We start from the raw sequence: 16,917 nt of genomic DNA, 5'->3' as shown, positions 1-16,917 counted from the left end.
ACGGTTTAGACTAGCATCAGATTCTGATTAAAAGCTCCATTCGTGGAGCTTTTAACATTCAATTCTTTCATTTTCTAGCTGTTGACGTTATGCAACTCAATAAATTCACTGACTATGCGCTTCGGATTCTGATGTATGTCGCACAGCCACGTGATCTCCCCTATACCATTGCAGAACTTGCCGAGCGATTACAGGTTTCACAAAATCATGCCATGAAAATCGTGCATTTTATGGCGAAACAGGAGTGGCTGATTACCACACGTGGTAAAGGTGGCGGCATACGTTTAAATCCGGCCAGCCTGAACCTCCAGCTGGGACAGATTGTGCGGATCCTGCAACGCGACAGCAATGTAGTGGAATGCAATAGCCCACCCTGCGTATTACGTCCGACCTGTGGTTTAAAAGGTATTTTAGATGATGCGGTGGAACAGTTTTATAGCAGTCTGGACCAATATGTGCTTAAAGATGTGATTAGGCCACGAAATGCGCGTTTCAGTACAAATTCTCCGATCGGCCTGATTAATCTTTAAAGTCTTCCGGGTCAGGTCTTGTGACTTATTCTTGCGGCAAAGTTCGCTTGCCTGTGCGACTTCCTTTATAATGTTTCATTGTAGATCATTTATTGAAGTTGAGTTATGCACCACAGCAGAGGAAAATCCAAAAACAGTAAGACAGCCCATGCGCCTAAGCAAAAGATCAGCTACGAGAAAAAAGTTGATTCTGCCATTACTGAATATTCTGTGCGCGCACTCAACTGGCTACGCAAAGCCGAATTTTTAATGAGTGCACCCAAACTCAGTCTTTGTGTAGAAGATACAGGCTATGAAATTGCTTTTGCCGGCCGCTCGAATGCGGGTAAGTCTAGTGCGATTAATGCCCTGACCAACCAGAAACAGTTGGCACGTGCATCGAAAAAACCTGGCCGTACCCAGATGATCAACTTTTTCAGCCTGGGTAATCCGGATCAGCGTCTGGTCGACTTACCCGGTTATGGTTATGCGGCTGTGCCTGAAAAAATGAAACTGGTCTGGCAAAAAGAACTGGAAAATTACCTGATTCACCGTCAAAGCTTGCAAGGCCTGGTATTGTTGATGGATATCCGTCATCCCCTGCAACACTTTGATGTAATGATGCTGGAATGGGCTTATTCCCGCCAGTTGTTCGTGCATGTGTTATTGACCAAATCTGACAAACTAAACCGTGGTCCTGCATCCAAAGCCTTGCAGGAAGTCAAAGCGGCATTGAAAAAGATGAAGCTGGATTTCTCGATTCAACTGTTTTCCTCCATGAACAAACAAGGTTTAGAAGAACTGGCCAGCGTCATGGGTGGCCGTTTGAACTTTACCTTAGATCAAGCATCTGAATATGATCTGGACAGCATTCCGGAAGCATCAGCGCATGATTTGAATGAATCTGATGAACCGCTTGAAGAGCTCGAGCTTAGTGAAGCTGATTCTGAGCATGCTGAAGTATCGACTCATGATTTAAATGAAGCTGAAGAACCGCTGGAATTGCTTGAGCAGGATCAATCCGAGCTTAAAGCGGCAGATGAGCTAAATCAGAATAAGCGTTCAGCGGATTAAGACCATATCACCTAAATGATCTGTGATCATTCTTGATTTATTAAAACTCAACGTACAAATAAAAAAGCAGGTCAAATACCTGCTTTTTTATTTTTTTAAATGTTTTAGCTATCTGTAGCTTGAAGATCGGGTTCACGCGTATGCCGGTCCACCACCACGCTGATCATCATATCTCCCTGAACATTCACCACTGTACGTACGGTATCCAGTAAACGGTCGATCGGCAACAGAATGGCAATTGCCTCGGCAGGCAAACCTACCGATTGCAAGACCATAATCATAGTCACCATACCGGCACTCGGAATCCCCGGTGCACCTAAGGATGCAATCATCGCAGTCGCGCAGACCACCAGTTGCTGCCCCAGACTCAGATCCAGTCCCATTAAATTGGCAATAAATAATGCTGCTGCCGCTTCATACAGTGCTGTGCCATCCATATTCAACTGTGTACCAAGTGGAATCACAAAGCCTGCGGTATGTGGACGTACTCCTAAATTTTCCTGTGCGCATTTCATTGACAAGGGCATGGTGGCCGAACTGGAACTGGTAGCAAAGGCAGTAATCAGAGCAGCTCGTGTGCCTTTAAAGAACGTGACCGGATCCATCTTGCCGAAAACCCATAGCAATAAAGGCAAGACCACGATGCCATGAAAAATCGTCGTGCCGGTAACCACCGCAGCGAATTCAGCCAGACGACTGAGGACTGAAACATCTTCAGTGGCAATTAATTTAGCCAATAAGGCAAAAATACCAAGCGGTGCCAGTTTCATCACCCAGCCAATCATCAACATCATGATTTCGAAAAACTGGTGACTCAGCTTGCGCACAGTACGAAACTTATCCCCACCTGCCACCAGTGCCACACCAACAAATAAGGCAAAGACTACCACCGCCAAGACATTGCCATCGGCAAAAGCTTTAAACGGATTGATCAGGGTATTCTGAATAAAATTGGTAAAGAAAGATGAAGGTGTCAGGGTATCTGGCGTTTGATGTTGCGCCATGGCATCCTGGAACATCAGCACATCAACACCCTTACCGACATCAAACAAATGCGCACACGCCAGACCTAAAATGAGCGCCAAGGTGGTGGTGGTCACACAGCACATCAGGGTGATTTTCCAGGTGCGGCTTAGCTGCCCACCCGCCTGCAGATTGGATACGCCGACCACGATCGAGCTAAAAATCAGCGGCACTAACAGCATTTTTAACAAGCCAATAAAAATGCTGCTGACGATACCGATGCCATATAAGCTGACATCAAAAAATGAGGTCTGCGGAAATATCGTCAATAGAAATCCAAACAGCACCCCCAATACGGCGGCAATTAAAATTTGCGTATTTAAGCTCATCTTTTCATGCATTTTTAATATTGATCTTAAGCCGCACTATGCCATGCAGTGTCTACAGAATCGAGTAATATTTTATAAACGCGGCGTGAGGACATGATATCAAATGGCCTTTTTCACCCGGCTTAAAAACAAAAAAACCGAATCTGAGATTCGGCTTTTTAAACAAGAAAAAATTATTGCGTTTCGATTTCACGTAAGCGGATCAGGCCTTCCTGAGAGGTACTGCAGACCAACTCACCGTTCTGCCACATCCGGCCAAAATTCAGGCCGCGCGAACTGGCGCTTTGGGTAGCATCCATATCGTAAAGCATCCACTCATCCGCACGGAACGGTTTATGGAAGTACATGGCATGGTCAATACTGGCACATTGTAAACTTGGCGAGATATAGCTCAGACCATGTGGACGAAGCGCCGTGGTCATCAAGGTAAAGTCGGAATAGAAAGCAGCAATGGCCTGATGCAAAGAGATCTGATCAACTTCTGCAGCAATACGGTCATGCGTACGGATATAGTGCGCATAAGACGGTGCTTCAGGTTGAGGCTGGAATGGATTTTGCGGATTGACCGGGCGAATTTCCACATGACGATCACGGGTGAAAGACGCACGGACATTTTCCGGAATAAACTCGATCATTTGTTTGATCAGTTCTGCTTCATTTTTCAGGCTTTCTGCTGGCGGATATTCAGGCCCTGAAATCTGATAATTCAAACCTTCTTCCGGCTCTGCAAAAGACACCATACACATGAAAATAGTCCGGCCATGCTGAATTGCACGAACCTGGCGACTGATAAAGCTTTTACCGTCACGGATCCGTTCTACTTCATAAATAATGGGTGCATTGACATCACCACCAAACAGGAAATAGGCATGTAATGAATGCGCCGGACGGTCTGTAGTATAAGAGGCTGCGCGGAGTGCCTGCCCCAAAACCTGACCGCCAAATACGCGCTTGCCTACCAGATTACGGCTGATTCCCCGGAAAATGTTTTCTTCTAACTTTTCTAAGCTGAGCAGCTCGACCAGTTCCTGTGTTAAGGCATTCATAAGCAACCTACGTAATATTGGAGATATCCAAAATGGAAAAACAGATCTAAATAACGAATCTGGAATATTCTGCCACAAAATCAGAACGAAACTCTAAAGTTTGCATGACTGTTCTGTCATACTGATGTCATAAGTGACTAGGAAAAGCACCTGCTTTCACGCTAAAATTGAAGCACTTCTGTTGAAGTTGTTAAAAAAAGATATATGGTTTCGCTTTAGAAACCCGCAAAATAAATCCCCCTCAGAAGTCCTGTGGTTTTGGTCAGTAAAATTAGGAGCAGCTATGTCCAAGAATGGCTTTGGTCAAATGTATCGCAAGCTTTCAAGTAAGTTACTTGATCTTGTGGTTACCCCTCATGTTCTTGGGGAAGTACCAAGTGAAGTGACAGCGCCTGAATCTGATCAGACTGCAACAGACTCGCGAAAGCTGGTCTGCTACGTTTTACAGAACCATTCGCGCAGTAATGCACTGGTGGTCGATGCAGAAACGCGCCGTTTAAAATTACCGGCTGCCCTTGATCCAATGCAGATCGGCAACAACAAAGAAAAAGCATCAGTACTGTTTCTGCAACATCATGATGAAAACAACCTGCTGAGTTCACCGCCACATGCGTTTCCACCGCGCCTGTTACGCTTGATTGAAATCCTGGAGCAACATCCTGAGCTGGATGTCGAACTGGTACCGGTGACCGTGCTTTGGGGACGCGAACCGGAAAAAGAAGATTCCTGGTTTAAACTGCTGTTTACCGATACCTGGTCTACACCAAGCCGGGTCAAGCAACTGGTCAATATCGGCCTGCATGGTCGTCAGTCTTATTTAGAGTTTCATGAGCCACAGTCGTTACGTGCCATGATTGACTATGCCAAAGAAACGCATCCAAATTCAGCGCCGGCGACTTATATTGTCAGCACTTTAAATGATTATCTGGATGGTCAGCGCGAAGTGATTCTTGGACCGGATCTGTCTGACCGTCGCAATGTCATGCACGGTCTGATCAAATCACCCGATGTACAGGCAGCGATTCGCAATGACAGTATTCGTAGCAAAATCTCGATGCTGGAATCTGAACGTCGTGCCATCGGTTATCTGAACGAAATCGTTTCCGATTATTCTCATTCTACTGTACGTTTTGCCGATAAAGCGCTGACCCGCTTATGGACCCAGCTTTATGACGGCGTAGAAGTCCATAATTTCAGTACCGTGCGTGAATTGGCCAAGGATTATGAAATTGTCTATACCCCATGTCACCGCAGTCACATTGACTATTTATTATTGTCTTATGTGATCTATCGCCGTGGCTTGATGGTGCCGTATATTGCTGCGGGCGATAACCTCAATATGCCTTTTGTCGGTCAGATTTTACGTGGTGGTGGCGCTTTCTTTATTCGCCGTACTTTCCGCGGCAACGCGCTCTATACTACGGTGTTTAAAGAATATCTGTATAGCGTCCTGTCACGTAATACCCCGCTAGAATATTTTATTGAAGGTGGCCGTTCACGTACCGGTCGTTTGCTACCGCCAAAAACCGGGATGCTGGCAATGACCGTGCATGGTCATTTACGTGGCAAGTCCAAACCGATTGTATTTGTACCGACCTATATCGGCTATGAACGCCTAATGGAAGGTGGTACCTATGTCGGTGAGATGAGTGGTAAGCCAAAAGAAGCCGAGTCTATTTTTGGTATTTTGAAAACCCTGCGCAAGATTGAACGTATTTTTGGCAAGGTGCACCTGAACTTTGGTAAACCGGTATTTCTGGATGATATCCTGAAACAGCATGGTGCAGAAAATATCAAGATCGAAAAGAACGATGATCCGGTTCCACAAGCGGTTTCTGACGCGGTGAATAGCTCTGCACAGGCTATTCTGGAAAATATTAACAGTGCAGTCGTGATCAATCCGGTATCGTTATTATCTTTAATCTTGCTGGCCACGCCAAAACATACGCTGGATGAAGAAATCTGTATCAAACAGCTGGATACCTATCGCACCTTGCTCACCGCCCTGCCTTATGATGAACGCATGCAGGTTACACCGCTGTCAGGCAAAGAAATAATTGCCTATGCAATGAAGCTGAAACTGATCAAACGGGTGAAGCATGTACTGGGAGATATTATTGCGATTGAGGATAATCAGGCGGTTCTGCTAACTTACTTCCGTAATAATATTGTGCATACTTTTATATTGCCATCCCTGATTGCAGCCCTGACTGAACATAACGGCACCATCCGCCGTCATGATGTGATCAATATCAGCAGCACCCTATATCCGTTCCTCAAAGCCGAACTGTTCTTAAAATGGCATGAAGACGAGATTCAGGATCAGGTGAATGCGCATATTGATAGCTTAATTGCCTCGAAACTGATTACACAAGATGGTGAAAACCTGATTGCACCTGCACCAAATACAGAAGCACATCATCAGCTTGAGGTTCTAGCTGCACCCGTGACTCAAAGTCTGGAACGCTACTATATGACTTTGGCACTGATTACCCAGCGCGGTTCAGGCAATATCTCGACCCGTCAGGTGGAAGAGCTGAGTTATCTGGTTGGGCAGCGCCTGTCTGTACTGTACGAATTCAACTCACCTGAGTTCTTCGACAAAGCCCTATTCCAAAGCTTTATTAAAGTCTTAACCCAAAAAGGTTATCTGTGTACCAATGAAGACAATGCCATTGTCTTTGATGAACAGCTGACCAATGTGGCGCAGTATGCAGATCTGGTACTGGATGAAGTGAAGTTGCAGATGCTGCATCACATCACCGACTTTACGGATGAAGAACTGAAAGAAGCTTTGGATGCAGTTGCGGCTGAACAAGCCAAGAAACGCGCGAAGCGGAAGAAGAAGTAAGGCTTTTTATTCCCTCTCCTTTCAGGAGAGGGTTAGGGAGAGGTAATTTAAAAAGCCCTTCTCCTGACCTCCCTTCGAGAAAGGGAAGAATATTCCTCTTTTACAAGGAGGAGCTAAGAATTATTTTTCCTCATCAACCCCCAATAATCCTCATAACAATCTGGATGCTCTAACTCAAATCCCATTTTCTGCATTCGGGTCGCATAAAGCTTCTTACCTGTCACCTGCTCACTTTCTACTTTAAGCAAAGGAAGCCCCATCTGCTTTTGGAACCATTGCAATATTTCATGCATTAATTTTGGATCGTTGTTTGTCACAATATAAGAATTTTCAGGATGTTCCACGTGAATCATCTGTGATAAGAAACGTGATAAATCTTCAATGTGAATCCGGTTGGACCAGTGCAGATTCGGATATCTCAACATCGAGGCGGCCATTTTTTGTAGGCGTTCTACCGATGCTCCATAAATCCCACTTGGACGAATGATGGTACATTTCTCAGGATAAGCAGTGAAATAAGCCTGCTCCATCTGCTGCAAGATTTTGCTCTGAGCATCATTCGGGTGAATTTCAGTTTCGTCATCTACGATTTCACCGGAATTTTGCCCATACACTCGTGTCGATGACACCACCACAATCCGTTTCACCGGATGCTGTTTCAAGGCAGAGACAATAGGTTGAACCGAATCCAGATAAGTTTGCTGATAGCCTTCAACCGTACTTTGTTTTGGACTAAGTAATACATAGACCCAGTCAATCGGTGTAACTGCTGTTAAATCCAGTTGATGCACATCCTGAATCAGATGAGTTGCGAATGAATCTGTTTTGGGACTCTGGCTAATTGTGCTAATTTGATGACCTTGCTCAAATAGTTGTTTAGCCACACGTCGGGATGTTTTACCATAACCGGTAAATAAAATATGCATTGAGCACCGAATCACAAATCTGGTTGAGGGGACATGGCTGCAGTCCATCAGTTACAAGGCGTTGGCAATGCCGCCGCTTCATTACTCGAAAAACTAAATATCTTCAATACTGATGATTTGCTTTTTCATCTACCACGTGACTATGAAGACCGTAGCACGATCATTCCCATGAATCAATTGAGCGTGGGACGCAGTTATCTGCTGGAAGGGATCGTTAAAGGTGTAGATTTTCCACCCGGTAAACGCAAATCTATGGCTGTGCTGCTGGATGATGATTTTGGCAAGGTTACTTTACGTTTTTATCATATCTATAAAGGTATTACTGACCGCTGCAAACTGGGTAACCGTTTAAGAATTTTTGGTGAAGTGCGGGTCGGTGCGCGCGGTCTGGAAATGTATCATCCCGAACTGCAAGTCATTACTGAGGACACACCTTTACCTCAAACCCAGCTCACGGCGATTTACCCTGCGACTGAAGGCCTGACCCAACCCAAAATACGGGATTATATTCAGCAGGCCTTGGCTCAATACAGCGACCATCTGCCTGAACTACTGCCAGCAAAATTTAGCAATGGTTATGCACTGAAACAGGCACTGGAATATATCCATCACCCGCCAGTCAATGCCAATATGCTGCAACTAGCACAAGGCTCACATCCTGCACAGCAGCGCCTGATCTTTGAAGAACTGGTAGCGCATCAGATCAGTTTATTGACACGTCGGGCCTTTATTCAGCAAGTCGAAGCGCCTTCATTTGCGCCCAGTAAAACCTATGCCAAACAGCTCTTAGCCAGTCTGGCTTTTGAAATGACCGGTGCGCAAAAACGTGTATCCAGAGAAATCGTGCAGGATTTAAAAAGCAATAAACCGATGTTGCGTCTGGTGCAAGGCGATGTCGGCGCGGGTAAAACCCTGGTGGCTGGTGTCGCAGCTTGCCATGCACTGGAAGAAGGCTGGCAAGTTGCATTGATGGCACCGACCGAGATTCTGGCCGAGCAGCATTATCTGAATTTTAAACGCTGGTTTGAGCCTTTGGGCTTAAATGTGGCCTGGCTTTCCGGCAAGCAAAAAGGTAAAGCTCGCGCCGCAGCGGAACAGATGATTCGGGATGGCAGCGCCCATCTGGTGATCGGAACGCATGCCCTGTTTCAGGAAAATGTCGAGTTTGCCAAACTGGGTCTGGTGATTATTGATGAACAGCACCGCTTTGGTGTGGATCAGCGCCTTGCACTCAGAAATAAAAGGCTAGATGGTATGTCTCCGCATCAACTGGTGATGACTGCGACTCCGATTCCCCGCACACTGGCCATGTCTGCCTATGGTGATCTGGATACCTCGGTGATTGACGAGCTGCCGCCGGGCCGTACCCCGATTCAGACCGTGACCATTCCATTAGACCGGCGCGAAGAAGTCTTGCAACGGATTGCCAGCAACTGTGCCGAAGGCAAGCAGGCCTATTGGGTCTGCACCCTGGTCGAACAGTCCGAAACCCTAGATGCTCAGGCCGCAGAAGCGACTTTTGCTGAAATTCGGGAACGCTTTCCTGCGCTGAATATCGGACTGGTACATGGCAAGATGAAAGCAGATGAAAAACAGGCGGTAATGCAGCAGTTTAAAAATGATGAATTACAGCTGCTGATTGCCACTACCGTAATTGAGGTCGGTGTGGACGTTCCGAATGCATCCATTATGGTGATTGAAAATGCTGAACGTCTGGGCTTATCTCAACTGCATCAGCTACGCGGTCGGGTCGGCCGTGGCGCCAAAGCCAGTTTCTGTGCCCTACTGTACAAACATCCGCTCTCGCAAAATGGTCAGGAACGCTTAAGAATCATGCGTGAAACCAATGATGGTTTTATGATTGCCGAGAAAGACCTAGAATTGCGTGGGCCGGGAGAACTACTCGGGACCAAACAGACTGGCGACATGAATTTCCGTGTGGCCAAACTGGAACGTGATGATCACCTGCTCAATCAGGCACATTATGTGGCCCAGCAGATGCTCAAGGATTATCCTGATCAAGCCGAAGCATTATTGCAACGCTGGCTACCGCAAGCACCGCGCTATGCCTATGTTTAAATTACTGCAACATGGAAAATCCTGGCTGACCCGCTTACAGCCCTGCCAGCTCTGTCTGACCGATCATCAGTCCATTCATTCAGTCTGTGAAGATTGCTGGCGACAATTACCCTGGGCACATCAAACCATTCAACGGCAGGAAATGCAGTTCCAGATTGCCTGCGACTATGCTTACCCGATGGACCGGCTGATTCAACTGTTTAAATATGAACAGAAGCTGCATTTGCAAAATTTACTGGCAGGTGTGCTGTTAAGTTTAGACCTACCTAAAGTCAGTGCGATAGTACCGATGCCGATCTCGAATGAGCGTCTGGCTGAGCGCGGTTATAATCAATCTCTAGTGCTGGCCAAACATGTGGCAAAACAGTTGAATGTACCCATCTGGCAACCTGTTCGACGAATGAAACAACACTCGCAAAAGGGCCTAAGCCGGCTGGAGCGGATTGAAGACATCCAATCACAATTCCAGATCAGTACCATTTCCAAGCTGCGTTACCGTCGGGTGCTGATTATTGATGATGTGGTGACGACCGGCAGCTCGATTCGAGCACTGAGCCAAACACTTGAACAACTGGGCTGTCAAAAAGTTTATGCAGCCTGTCTGGCAGGTGCTCAAATCTGAAAATTTAAGCTTGGGCGAGTAACTGCGACTTCACCCAAGGAATCACAATTTCAGTGGTCAAGGGTGCGAGTCGTAGCTCTTTTTCATCCAGATCGACCCATTTCATTTCGGCAATTTCCGCTTCAATTTTTGGTGCTTGATCCAGACTTACCCAATAGACATAACTCACCAGTTGATGATCTGGTTCATTCGCCGTCTGGGTTTCAAAACGCCCAATGAATTGCTGAATCTGTGCCTGTGTGCCAATTTCTTCCTGAATTTCACGCAACATCGTTGCTTCTGGTGCTTCATTTGGCTCCAGCTTGCCACCAACCTGCATAAAGCAGGACGTCCCTTTTTTACGAACCACCAGCAGTTGCTGCGCTTCATTTAAAATAATGGCTGCAGCCACCGTAATCACTTTCATTTATTTTCTACAAATCATGCTGTGGACAGCTTATTTTACAAGATCGGTCTGATCGACCATACCCCATTTCGCTTCAGGCGGCTGATAACTTTCAAACTGGCGCAAAATATCATCCAGATTATCACTCACAATTAAAGCATCGCTAAAGCGCGCTTTGGTAAAACCTCTCTCAGTCGTCATATGGATAAATTTGAGTAAATCATCGTAAAAACCATCTACATTTAAAAAAGCACAAGGCTTTTTATGAATTCCCAACTGTGCCCAGGTCCATTGTTCAAAAATTTCTTCCAGGGTTCCAGCACCACCCGGAATGGCAATAAATCCCTGTGCCAGTTCCGACATGCGGGTTTTACGTTCATGCATATTATCGACCACAAATAGCTCGGTAATATGCGGATGCGCCAGCTCACGATTGACCAGCTGTCTTGGAATTACGCCAATCACCTTGCCACCAGCAGCCAAAGCACTATCAGCGATAATTCCCATCAAGCCAGAACGACCACCGCCATAGACCAGCGTCTGATGCCTTGCTGCCAAGGTTTGGCCAACCTTTTCGGCAATCTGGGCATAGAGAGGATCCGAGCCCAGTGCTGAACCACAAAAAATTGCAATAGAATTCATCATTTCACTCTCCAATTGACGCTATATTGTACGAAATCGCTGCAAGCGCGCTTTTTCCAAAAATAACTGCTTAATATCAGTGTTTTTATTCAATTCCTTGTCTAAAATACACCCATTCCAATTCACATACTGCGCCAGGGAGAAAAGACAGCATGCTTGAAGCCTTTTACGCCACAGAGCGCGGTAGCTTAGAAGATATCACGATTAATGGTGATTTCGACCTGCATCCAGATTTAGTATGGCTTGATCTGATTGCACCTTCACAAGAAGAGCAGCAATGGATTCTAGATGCCTATGCGCAAAACTTACCGACCTTAAAATCGCTGGAAGATATCTCCTCTAGTGCCCGATTTTACCGTGATGATGACGGTATTTTGCATATCAGCACCTATTTTTTAACCAAAAATAAAAACTATCAGGTCGAGAATGAAAACGAAGATGAATCCAGCATGCTGGCGACGGTACAAACCGTAGCATTCATTCTGCATAAGGACCGTCTTTTTACCTTGCGTGGCGAAAAGCTGGTGGCCTTTCGTGCCTTCCGTGCCCGTGCGCGCCGCAATGATTATGAAATCGATTATAAAGATCCGACCTGGATTTTATTGGGCCTGCTCGAAGCCAAACTGGATGAGCTGGCCGACATTCTGGAAGATGTACATAAAGATTTAGAGAAATATTCAACTGAAGTGTTGAATAACCGCCATCGCGAGCAGATTCTCGATCTGGATGACATGATTACCCGGCTAGCTCAACTGGAAGATATGCTTGGTAAAGCGCAGCTCTGTCTGATCGATTTACGTCGTGTTCTGACTTTCCTGTCTCGTCCACGCGCCTTGGGCAGTCATATTTATGATGCGGATATCCGAGAACTTAGTGAAGATGTCCGCTCGCTGGTTGAACATGATGCCTTCCTGTTTCAGAAAGTGCGCTTCCTGCTCGACACCACGTCCGGATTCATTAACACGGAACAGAACGATACGATTCGTCGATTCTCGATCCTGCCAAGTATGCTTGCGCCACCGATGCTCATTGCCAGTATTTATGGGATGAATACCGAAGTTCTGCCTTTTGCACAAGGCTCCATGAGCTTCATTATGGTCAGTATTATTTTGATCGGCTTTTTGATCGGGCCATTGATTTACTTTAGATGGAAGAAGTGGATTTAATTTCTTCACCCTCTCTCTAACTCTCTCCCATAGGGAGAGAGGACTTCCAATATTTATTGAGATAGTAGTTTTTAAAAATATCATTTCTATCCATAAATTTAGAGAGGAAGTTCCCTCTCCTTTTAGGAGAGGGTTAGGGTGAGGTCATATTTTAATCCTTCCTAACGTCCTTTTGATAAAGGAAGGACTTTACTTTTAAAATGTGTCAACAATAAAAAAAAAGCACCTTTCGGTGCTTTTTTTATTTACTGAATGATCTGTAAATCATCCTGTAAATGACAGGCCTGAATGATATTCATCATTTTAGCAGGGACAGCTTTAAACTGTAGTCCTTGCGCTTGAGGCGTCTGGCGCAACCAGCGCACCAATACTGCCAAAGCCAAAGTACTACCACTTTCAAGCCCAGCTAGATTAACCACAAGCGGAAACTTGCTCTGTGACTGAACCACACGCAGACCATTTAGGTAATAGTCCTGCGCATTGGCATAGTCAATCTTGCCTGAAACCTGCAATTCCTGATCCTTGAATACAATCACGGCTCACCTATCTGATTATTTCTTGTTCTTGTCGATTGCAGCTTCTGCATCCGGTTTGAAGTTAGCAATGGCTTTATCTATATTACCGCCATTACGTTTGACTGTCGCAGCAAACTGGTTACGGAATTGCAAACCTAGATCGATACCCGATACGTTGATGTTGCGGATTTTCCATTGTGAACCTTTGTCCACCAGCTGGAACGCCACTGGAATTTTCTCGCCTTTATTATTAAAGTCGATGGTTACAACAGGATTTTTGCTATTGCTGGCCTTGTACGGACGCACGCTATAGGTCTGATTGCTGAACTTGGAAAATGCAGAACCATAATTTTCAATGAGCGTTTCACGGAAATTCTTTTCAAACTGCGCGCGCTGTGCAGCAGTACTATACTGGTTCGTCGCATAAGCCCCCATCACAATACGCGTGAAAGACTGTGAATCAATGTATGGATCCAGATTCTGGCGGACAATCGCTTTTACCAGCGCTGGATTGTTCTGCAATTTTGCGTTATCAGCTTTGAGGCGCTCAATCAAACCATCTGCCACTTTTTTAATAAAAACAGGTGGTGCTTCAGACGGTGCAGCAAACACTGTACCAGCAATCATTGTTGAAAGAATGCTTGCTGCAAGCGTTTGTTTTACTAAAGTCTTCACTGAAATCTCCTCAATCTATTATTCAACAAATACAGGTTCTGCATCAGTCGATTCTGAAACTGTCGCCTGTTCTGGGGCAGTTTCTTGACTATCCGACGATTTACCGGCACCGCCAGTAATGAATTTCGTCACTAAATCTTCAATTTCCATGGTGCCTTGGGTATTGGCAATCTGATCACCGCGTTTCAAATAGTTCAGACCACCACCTGGAATAATTTTCAGGTATTTTTCACCCAACAACCCATTGGTCGCTACCATAATATAAGCATCTTCATCAATATTGGTGATGGAGTTCATGTTATCTAACAGTTGTTTTTCCATGTCTTTTTGTTGCGCAGGTGCAGCCGCAGTATAGTCCGAACTATAACGTAACTCTTCCAGTGCTTCCTGCTGAACTTGTTTTAATTGTTCAGTATTAAAAGAGGTCAATGAGCCATCCAGGGTCATATGCACGGTTGCCAGACGCGTCACTGGATCCAGGGTAATGTCATCCACCTGCCCCACTTTCACACCACTCAATGCCACTTTGGCACGCGGCTTGATCCCATTTACATTTTCAAAAGTCGCTGTCATTTTATAGCTGTCGGAAATATTGTGTCCGACCAGACCACTGACACGCATCGCCAGGAAAAATAAGGCAATACCAAACAAAATAACAAAAACACCAACGGCCAGCTCACTAGTACGTGATTTCATTAAACACCTCCGAACATGACCGCAGTCAACACAAAGTCAAAGCCTAAAACGCACAGTGAAGAATACACGACTGTACGCGTTGTAGAAGTTGCAATACCTTCCGATGTCGGGACACAGGCATAGCCTTGGTACACCGCAATCCAAGTACAAATTAATGCGAATACAAAACTTTTAATAATGGTGCCATTCAAGACATCTTTATAGAATTGCACGCTGCTTTCCATGCCGCTCCAATAAGCGCCTTCATCGGCACCCAGGAAATCTACCCCGACCATTTTACCGCCCATAATGCCAACTGCGGCAAAGATGACGGAAAGCATTGGCAAGCTAAAAATCCCTGCCCAAAGACGCGGCGAAATCACCCGCTTCAATGGATCGACACCGATCATTTCCATACTGGACAATTGTTCAGTAGCTTTCATCAGGCCAATTTCCGCAGTCAAGGCTGAACCGGCACGTCCTGCAAACAGCAAAGCAGCGACCACAGGTGCTAGTTCACGCAGCAAGGTCAGCGCGACTGCTGTTCCTAGCATCGACTCACTACCAAAGGTCGACAAGATGCTAAACATCTGCAAACCAAGCACAGACCCAATAAACAGGCCAGAAACCACAATAATCAGCAGGGACAATACCCCAACCCGATACATCTGATAAATAAACAGCTTTACGCCAAGCCAGGTCGGTATGGAAAATAAAATCTGCAACAGCATCAGGGTCGCGACCCCAATCCCCTGTACACGTTCAATAACGCGTCTACCTAATGCGGCAATTGCATTCATGAACGAACCTCATCACTTAAATAAGCTTGATGACTAAACTGATAATCCACTGGACCTTCTACCGAACCGGTCAGAAATTGCTGTACAAAAGCAGACGGATGCGCTTTCAGCTCTGCCGGTGTGCCCTCGCCCTGAATTTTGCCTTCTGCCACCACATAGATGTAGTCTGCAATTGATAAAGTTTCTGCAACATCATGCGAGACAATAATTGTGGTTAAGTCCAGTGCTTCACGTAATGAACGGATCAGACGAGTCAAAACGCCCATCACAATCGGATCTTGTCCGGCAAAGGGTTCATCGTACATGATCAGCTCAGGATCCAGCGCAATCGCACGGGCCAAAGCCACGCGTCGGTTCATACCACCGGATAGTTCAGACGGCATCATCTGTTCTGCACCACGTAAACCGACTGATTCCAGCTTCAGTGCCACGATTTCCTTAATCAGATGTTCCGGCAATTTAGTATGTGCTCGAATCGGAAATGCGACATTTTCATACACGCTCATATCGGTAAACAAAGCACCGCTCTGAAACAGCATGCCCATCCGTGCACGTGCTGAAAAAAGTTCGGAACGTGACATCGTGGCAATATCCTTGCCGTCCAATAAAACCTGACCGTGCTCAGGAACCAGCTGCCCACCAATCAGTCTTAATAAGGTGGTTTTACCAGTACCGGATGGTCCCATAATGGCGGTAATCTGCCCACGACGAATATTTAAACTCACGTCGTCATAAATCACGCGCTCACCCCGCTTGAAGCTCAGATTCTTGACTTCAATCAGAGATTGAGTATCTCGCGCTGTTTGATTTTTCATAGCTGAGTTTATTCCTGCATTTTTTCAGCATGCATACTATAAAGGAACGAAGTTCAAAATGTTAGCAGTTGAAAAAGGTGGTTTAATATCATAAAAAATGACAACAATGGATTATTTCGTATTTTTTGTAATAAAAATATGCACTTAAGCTTGAGCCAGGTACATTGATTAATTAAAAAGACTGTATAAATAATAGATAATATTACATAAAATCAAAGTCAATGCGATATATGGCATATACACCTCTATCAATTGAGATCGAAGAGCTAAGCTTTTCATATTAATAATTATCATAACCCTGACAAAATATGATTTAGTAGACATTTTACGTTAAAAAGCAAAAAACTCAATGCATAAAAAAACCGGTATTTCTACCGGTTTTTTTATCTTCATCTAGCGACTGAATTAGTCGTTAAATTTACGACGTGGACGATCTTCACCACCGAACGAACGTTCACCACGTGGCTTGTCATCAAAGTTGCGACGTACTGGACGATCACCGAAATCACGCTTTGGACGGTCATCACCGAATGAACGCGCTGGACGATCACCGAAACCGCCTTCACGACGTGGAGCAGGACGATCACCAAAATCACGTTTTGGACGATCGCCATAACCGCCTTCACGAGCTGGTTTGTAATCTACACGGTTGCCACGGTTGTCATCATTAGAGCGAGGACGGTCACCAAAACCACCTTCACGACGTGGAGCTGGACGATCACCGAAGTCACGCTTTGGACGGTCATCAAACGAACGTTGTGGACGATCACCGAAACCGCCTTCAC

General features: G+C 45.5%; 15 protein-coding genes and 2 pseudogenes. 6 read left to right on the top strand and 11 right to left on the bottom strand.

Annotated elements, in window-relative coordinates:
• Positions 1–89 precede the first annotated feature (89 nt).
• Together NI468_RS12825 and yihA are read left to right on the top strand one after the other, a co-directional pair.
• The gene (locus NI468_RS12825; protein WP_004732285.1) at positions 90–530 is read left to right on the top strand and encodes an RrF2 family transcriptional regulator; all 441 of its coding nucleotides are present in this window, start codon (positions 90–92) and stop codon (positions 528–530) included.
• 105 nt (positions 531–635) lie between these two features.
• Positions 636–1,412 (top strand): annotated as a pseudogene (yihA, locus tag NI468_RS12820) (ribosome biogenesis GTP-binding protein YihA/YsxC); the annotation flags it as partial.
• Between the two features lie 275 nt (positions 1,413–1,687).
• Here the strand turns inward: yihA and NI468_RS12815 are convergent.
• Positions 1,688–2,935, bottom strand: coding sequence for a dicarboxylate/amino acid:cation symporter (locus NI468_RS12815; RefSeq protein WP_253102191.1), 1,248 nt, complete (start codon positions 2,933–2,935; stop codon positions 1,688–1,690).
• 173 nt (positions 2,936–3,108) lie between these two features.
• A complete protein-coding gene (locus tag NI468_RS12810; RefSeq protein ID WP_253102189.1) occupies positions 3,109–3,981 on the bottom strand; it encodes an acyl-CoA thioesterase in 873 nt (290 codons plus the stop codon).
• A 283-nt stretch (positions 3,982–4,264) separates the two neighbouring features.
• On the opposite strand from NI468_RS12810, the gene plsB reads away from it, so the two are divergent.
• Positions 4,265–6,832 (top strand): glycerol-3-phosphate 1-O-acyltransferase PlsB, encoded by a 2,568-nt coding sequence (plsB, locus tag NI468_RS12805; protein WP_253102187.1) that lies wholly within the window; start codon positions 4,265–4,267, stop codon positions 6,830–6,832.
• A gap of 113 nt (positions 6,833–6,945) precedes the next feature.
• Here the strand turns inward: plsB and NI468_RS12800 are convergent, their stop codons facing one another.
• The gene (locus tag NI468_RS12800) at positions 6,946–7,758 is read right to left on the bottom strand and encodes an NAD-dependent epimerase/dehydratase family protein (RefSeq protein WP_253102185.1); all 813 of its coding nucleotides are present in this window, start codon (positions 7,756–7,758) and stop codon (positions 6,946–6,948) included.
• A 33-nt stretch (positions 7,759–7,791) separates the two neighbouring features.
• Between NI468_RS12800 and recG the strand changes: the two genes are divergently transcribed.
• Both recG and NI468_RS12790 read left to right on the top strand, forming a co-directional pair.
• The gene (gene recG, locus NI468_RS12795) at positions 7,792–9,837 is read left to right on the top strand and encodes an ATP-dependent DNA helicase RecG (protein WP_253102183.1); all 2,046 of its coding nucleotides are present in this window, start codon (positions 7,792–7,794) and stop codon (positions 9,835–9,837) included.
• Positions 9,824–10,459 (top strand): ComF family protein, encoded by a 636-nt coding sequence (locus NI468_RS12790; RefSeq protein ID WP_005101225.1) that lies wholly within the window; start codon positions 9,824–9,826, stop codon positions 10,457–10,459. The genes recG and NI468_RS12790 overlap by 14 nt, the downstream gene beginning before the upstream one ends.
• Before the next feature lie 4 nt (positions 10,460–10,463).
• Here the strand turns inward: NI468_RS12790 and NI468_RS12785 are convergent, their stop codons facing one another.
• The gene (locus NI468_RS12785; RefSeq protein ID WP_004732301.1) at positions 10,464–10,865 is read right to left on the bottom strand and encodes an NUDIX hydrolase; all 402 of its coding nucleotides are present in this window, start codon (positions 10,863–10,865) and stop codon (positions 10,464–10,466) included.
• 30 nt (positions 10,866–10,895) lie between these two features.
• The gene (locus NI468_RS12780) at positions 10,896–11,486 is read right to left on the bottom strand and encodes an LOG family protein (RefSeq protein WP_253102198.1); all 591 of its coding nucleotides are present in this window, start codon (positions 11,484–11,486) and stop codon (positions 10,896–10,898) included.
• Positions 11,487–11,638: 152 nt separating this feature from the next.
• Here NI468_RS12780 and NI468_RS12775 point away from each other — a divergent pair, with 152 nt between their 5' ends.
• Positions 11,639–12,652, top strand: a complete 1,014-nt coding sequence (locus tag NI468_RS12775) for a CorA family divalent cation transporter (RefSeq protein WP_004732304.1) — start codon at positions 11,639–11,641, stop codon at positions 12,650–12,652.
• Between the two features lie 245 nt (positions 12,653–12,897).
• Here NI468_RS12775 and NI468_RS12770 read toward each other — a convergent pair whose 3' ends face one another.
• The 6 genes and pseudogenes from NI468_RS12770 to NI468_RS12745 all read right to left on the bottom strand — a co-directional run.
• Entirely contained in the window at positions 12,898–13,188 is a 291-nt protein-coding gene (locus NI468_RS12770) for an STAS domain-containing protein (RefSeq protein WP_004281528.1), read from the bottom strand.
• Between the two features lie 15 nt (positions 13,189–13,203).
• A complete protein-coding gene (locus NI468_RS12765) occupies positions 13,204–13,842 on the bottom strand; it encodes an MlaC/ttg2D family ABC transporter substrate-binding protein (RefSeq protein WP_253102181.1) in 639 nt (212 codons plus the stop codon).
• An 18-nt stretch (positions 13,843–13,860) separates the two neighbouring features.
• Positions 13,861–14,538, bottom strand: a complete 678-nt coding sequence (gene mlaD / locus NI468_RS12760) for an outer membrane lipid asymmetry maintenance protein MlaD (RefSeq protein WP_253102179.1) — start codon at positions 14,536–14,538, stop codon at positions 13,861–13,863.
• Positions 14,538–15,317: a lipid asymmetry maintenance ABC transporter permease subunit MlaE gene (gene mlaE / locus NI468_RS12755; RefSeq protein WP_005108586.1), complete on the bottom strand. Its 780-nt coding sequence runs from the start codon at positions 15,315–15,317 to the stop codon at positions 14,538–14,540. Before mlaE ends, mlaD begins: the two co-directional genes overlap by 1 nt.
• Positions 15,314–16,132, bottom strand: a complete 819-nt coding sequence (locus NI468_RS12750) for an ABC transporter ATP-binding protein (protein WP_004645032.1) — start codon at positions 16,130–16,132, stop codon at positions 15,314–15,316. Before NI468_RS12750 ends, mlaE begins: the two co-directional genes overlap by 4 nt.
• A 405-nt stretch (positions 16,133–16,537) precedes the next feature.
• Positions 16,538–16,917 (bottom strand): annotated as a pseudogene (locus NI468_RS12745) (DEAD/DEAH box helicase); the annotation flags it as partial.

It is taken from the genome of Acinetobacter lwoffii, assembly GCF_024129355.1.
In the GTDB taxonomy this organism is placed as follows: Bacteria; Pseudomonadota; Gammaproteobacteria; order Pseudomonadales; family Moraxellaceae; genus Acinetobacter; species Acinetobacter lwoffii_I.
The sequence above is the reverse complement of the archived record's forward strand: the minus strand, read 5'-3'. Positions and strand labels throughout refer to the sequence as shown.

Coding starts and splice junctions, on each gene's coding strand:
- NI468_RS12780 (WP_253102198.1), bottom strand. CDS start 11,486: ATGAATTCTATTGCAATTTTTTGTGGTTCAGCACTGGGCTCGGATCCT.
- recG (WP_253102183.1), top strand. CDS start 7,792: ATGGCTGCAGTCCATCAGTTACAAGGCGTTGGCAATGCCGCCGCTTCA.
- mlaE (WP_005108586.1), bottom strand. CDS start 15,317: ATGAATGCAATTGCCGCATTAGGTAGACGCGTTATTGAACGTGTACAG.
- NI468_RS12790 (WP_005101225.1), top strand. CDS start 9,824: ATGCCTATGTTTAAATTACTGCAACATGGAAAATCCTGGCTGACCCGC.
- NI468_RS12810 (WP_253102189.1), bottom strand. CDS start 3,981: ATGAATGCCTTAACACAGGAACTGGTCGAGCTGCTCAGCTTAGAAAAG.
- NI468_RS12785 (WP_004732301.1), bottom strand. CDS start 10,865: ATGAAAGTGATTACGGTGGCTGCAGCCATTATTTTAAATGAAGCGCAG.
- NI468_RS12825 (WP_004732285.1), top strand. CDS start 90: ATGCAACTCAATAAATTCACTGACTATGCGCTTCGGATTCTGATGTAT.
- mlaD (WP_253102179.1), bottom strand. CDS start 14,538: ATGAAATCACGTACTAGTGAGCTGGCCGTTGGTGTTTTTGTTATTTTG.
- NI468_RS12750 (WP_004645032.1), bottom strand. CDS start 16,132: ATGAAAAATCAAACAGCGCGAGATACTCAATCTCTGATTGAAGTCAAG.
- NI468_RS12775 (WP_004732304.1), top strand. CDS start 11,639: ATGCTTGAAGCCTTTTACGCCACAGAGCGCGGTAGCTTAGAAGATATC.
- NI468_RS12815 (WP_253102191.1), bottom strand. CDS start 2,935: ATGAGCTTAAATACGCAAATTTTAATTGCCGCCGTATTGGGGGTGCTG.
- NI468_RS12800 (WP_253102185.1), bottom strand. CDS start 7,758: ATGCATATTTTATTTACCGGTTATGGTAAAACATCCCGACGTGTGGCT.
- plsB (WP_253102187.1), top strand. CDS start 4,265: ATGTCCAAGAATGGCTTTGGTCAAATGTATCGCAAGCTTTCAAGTAAG.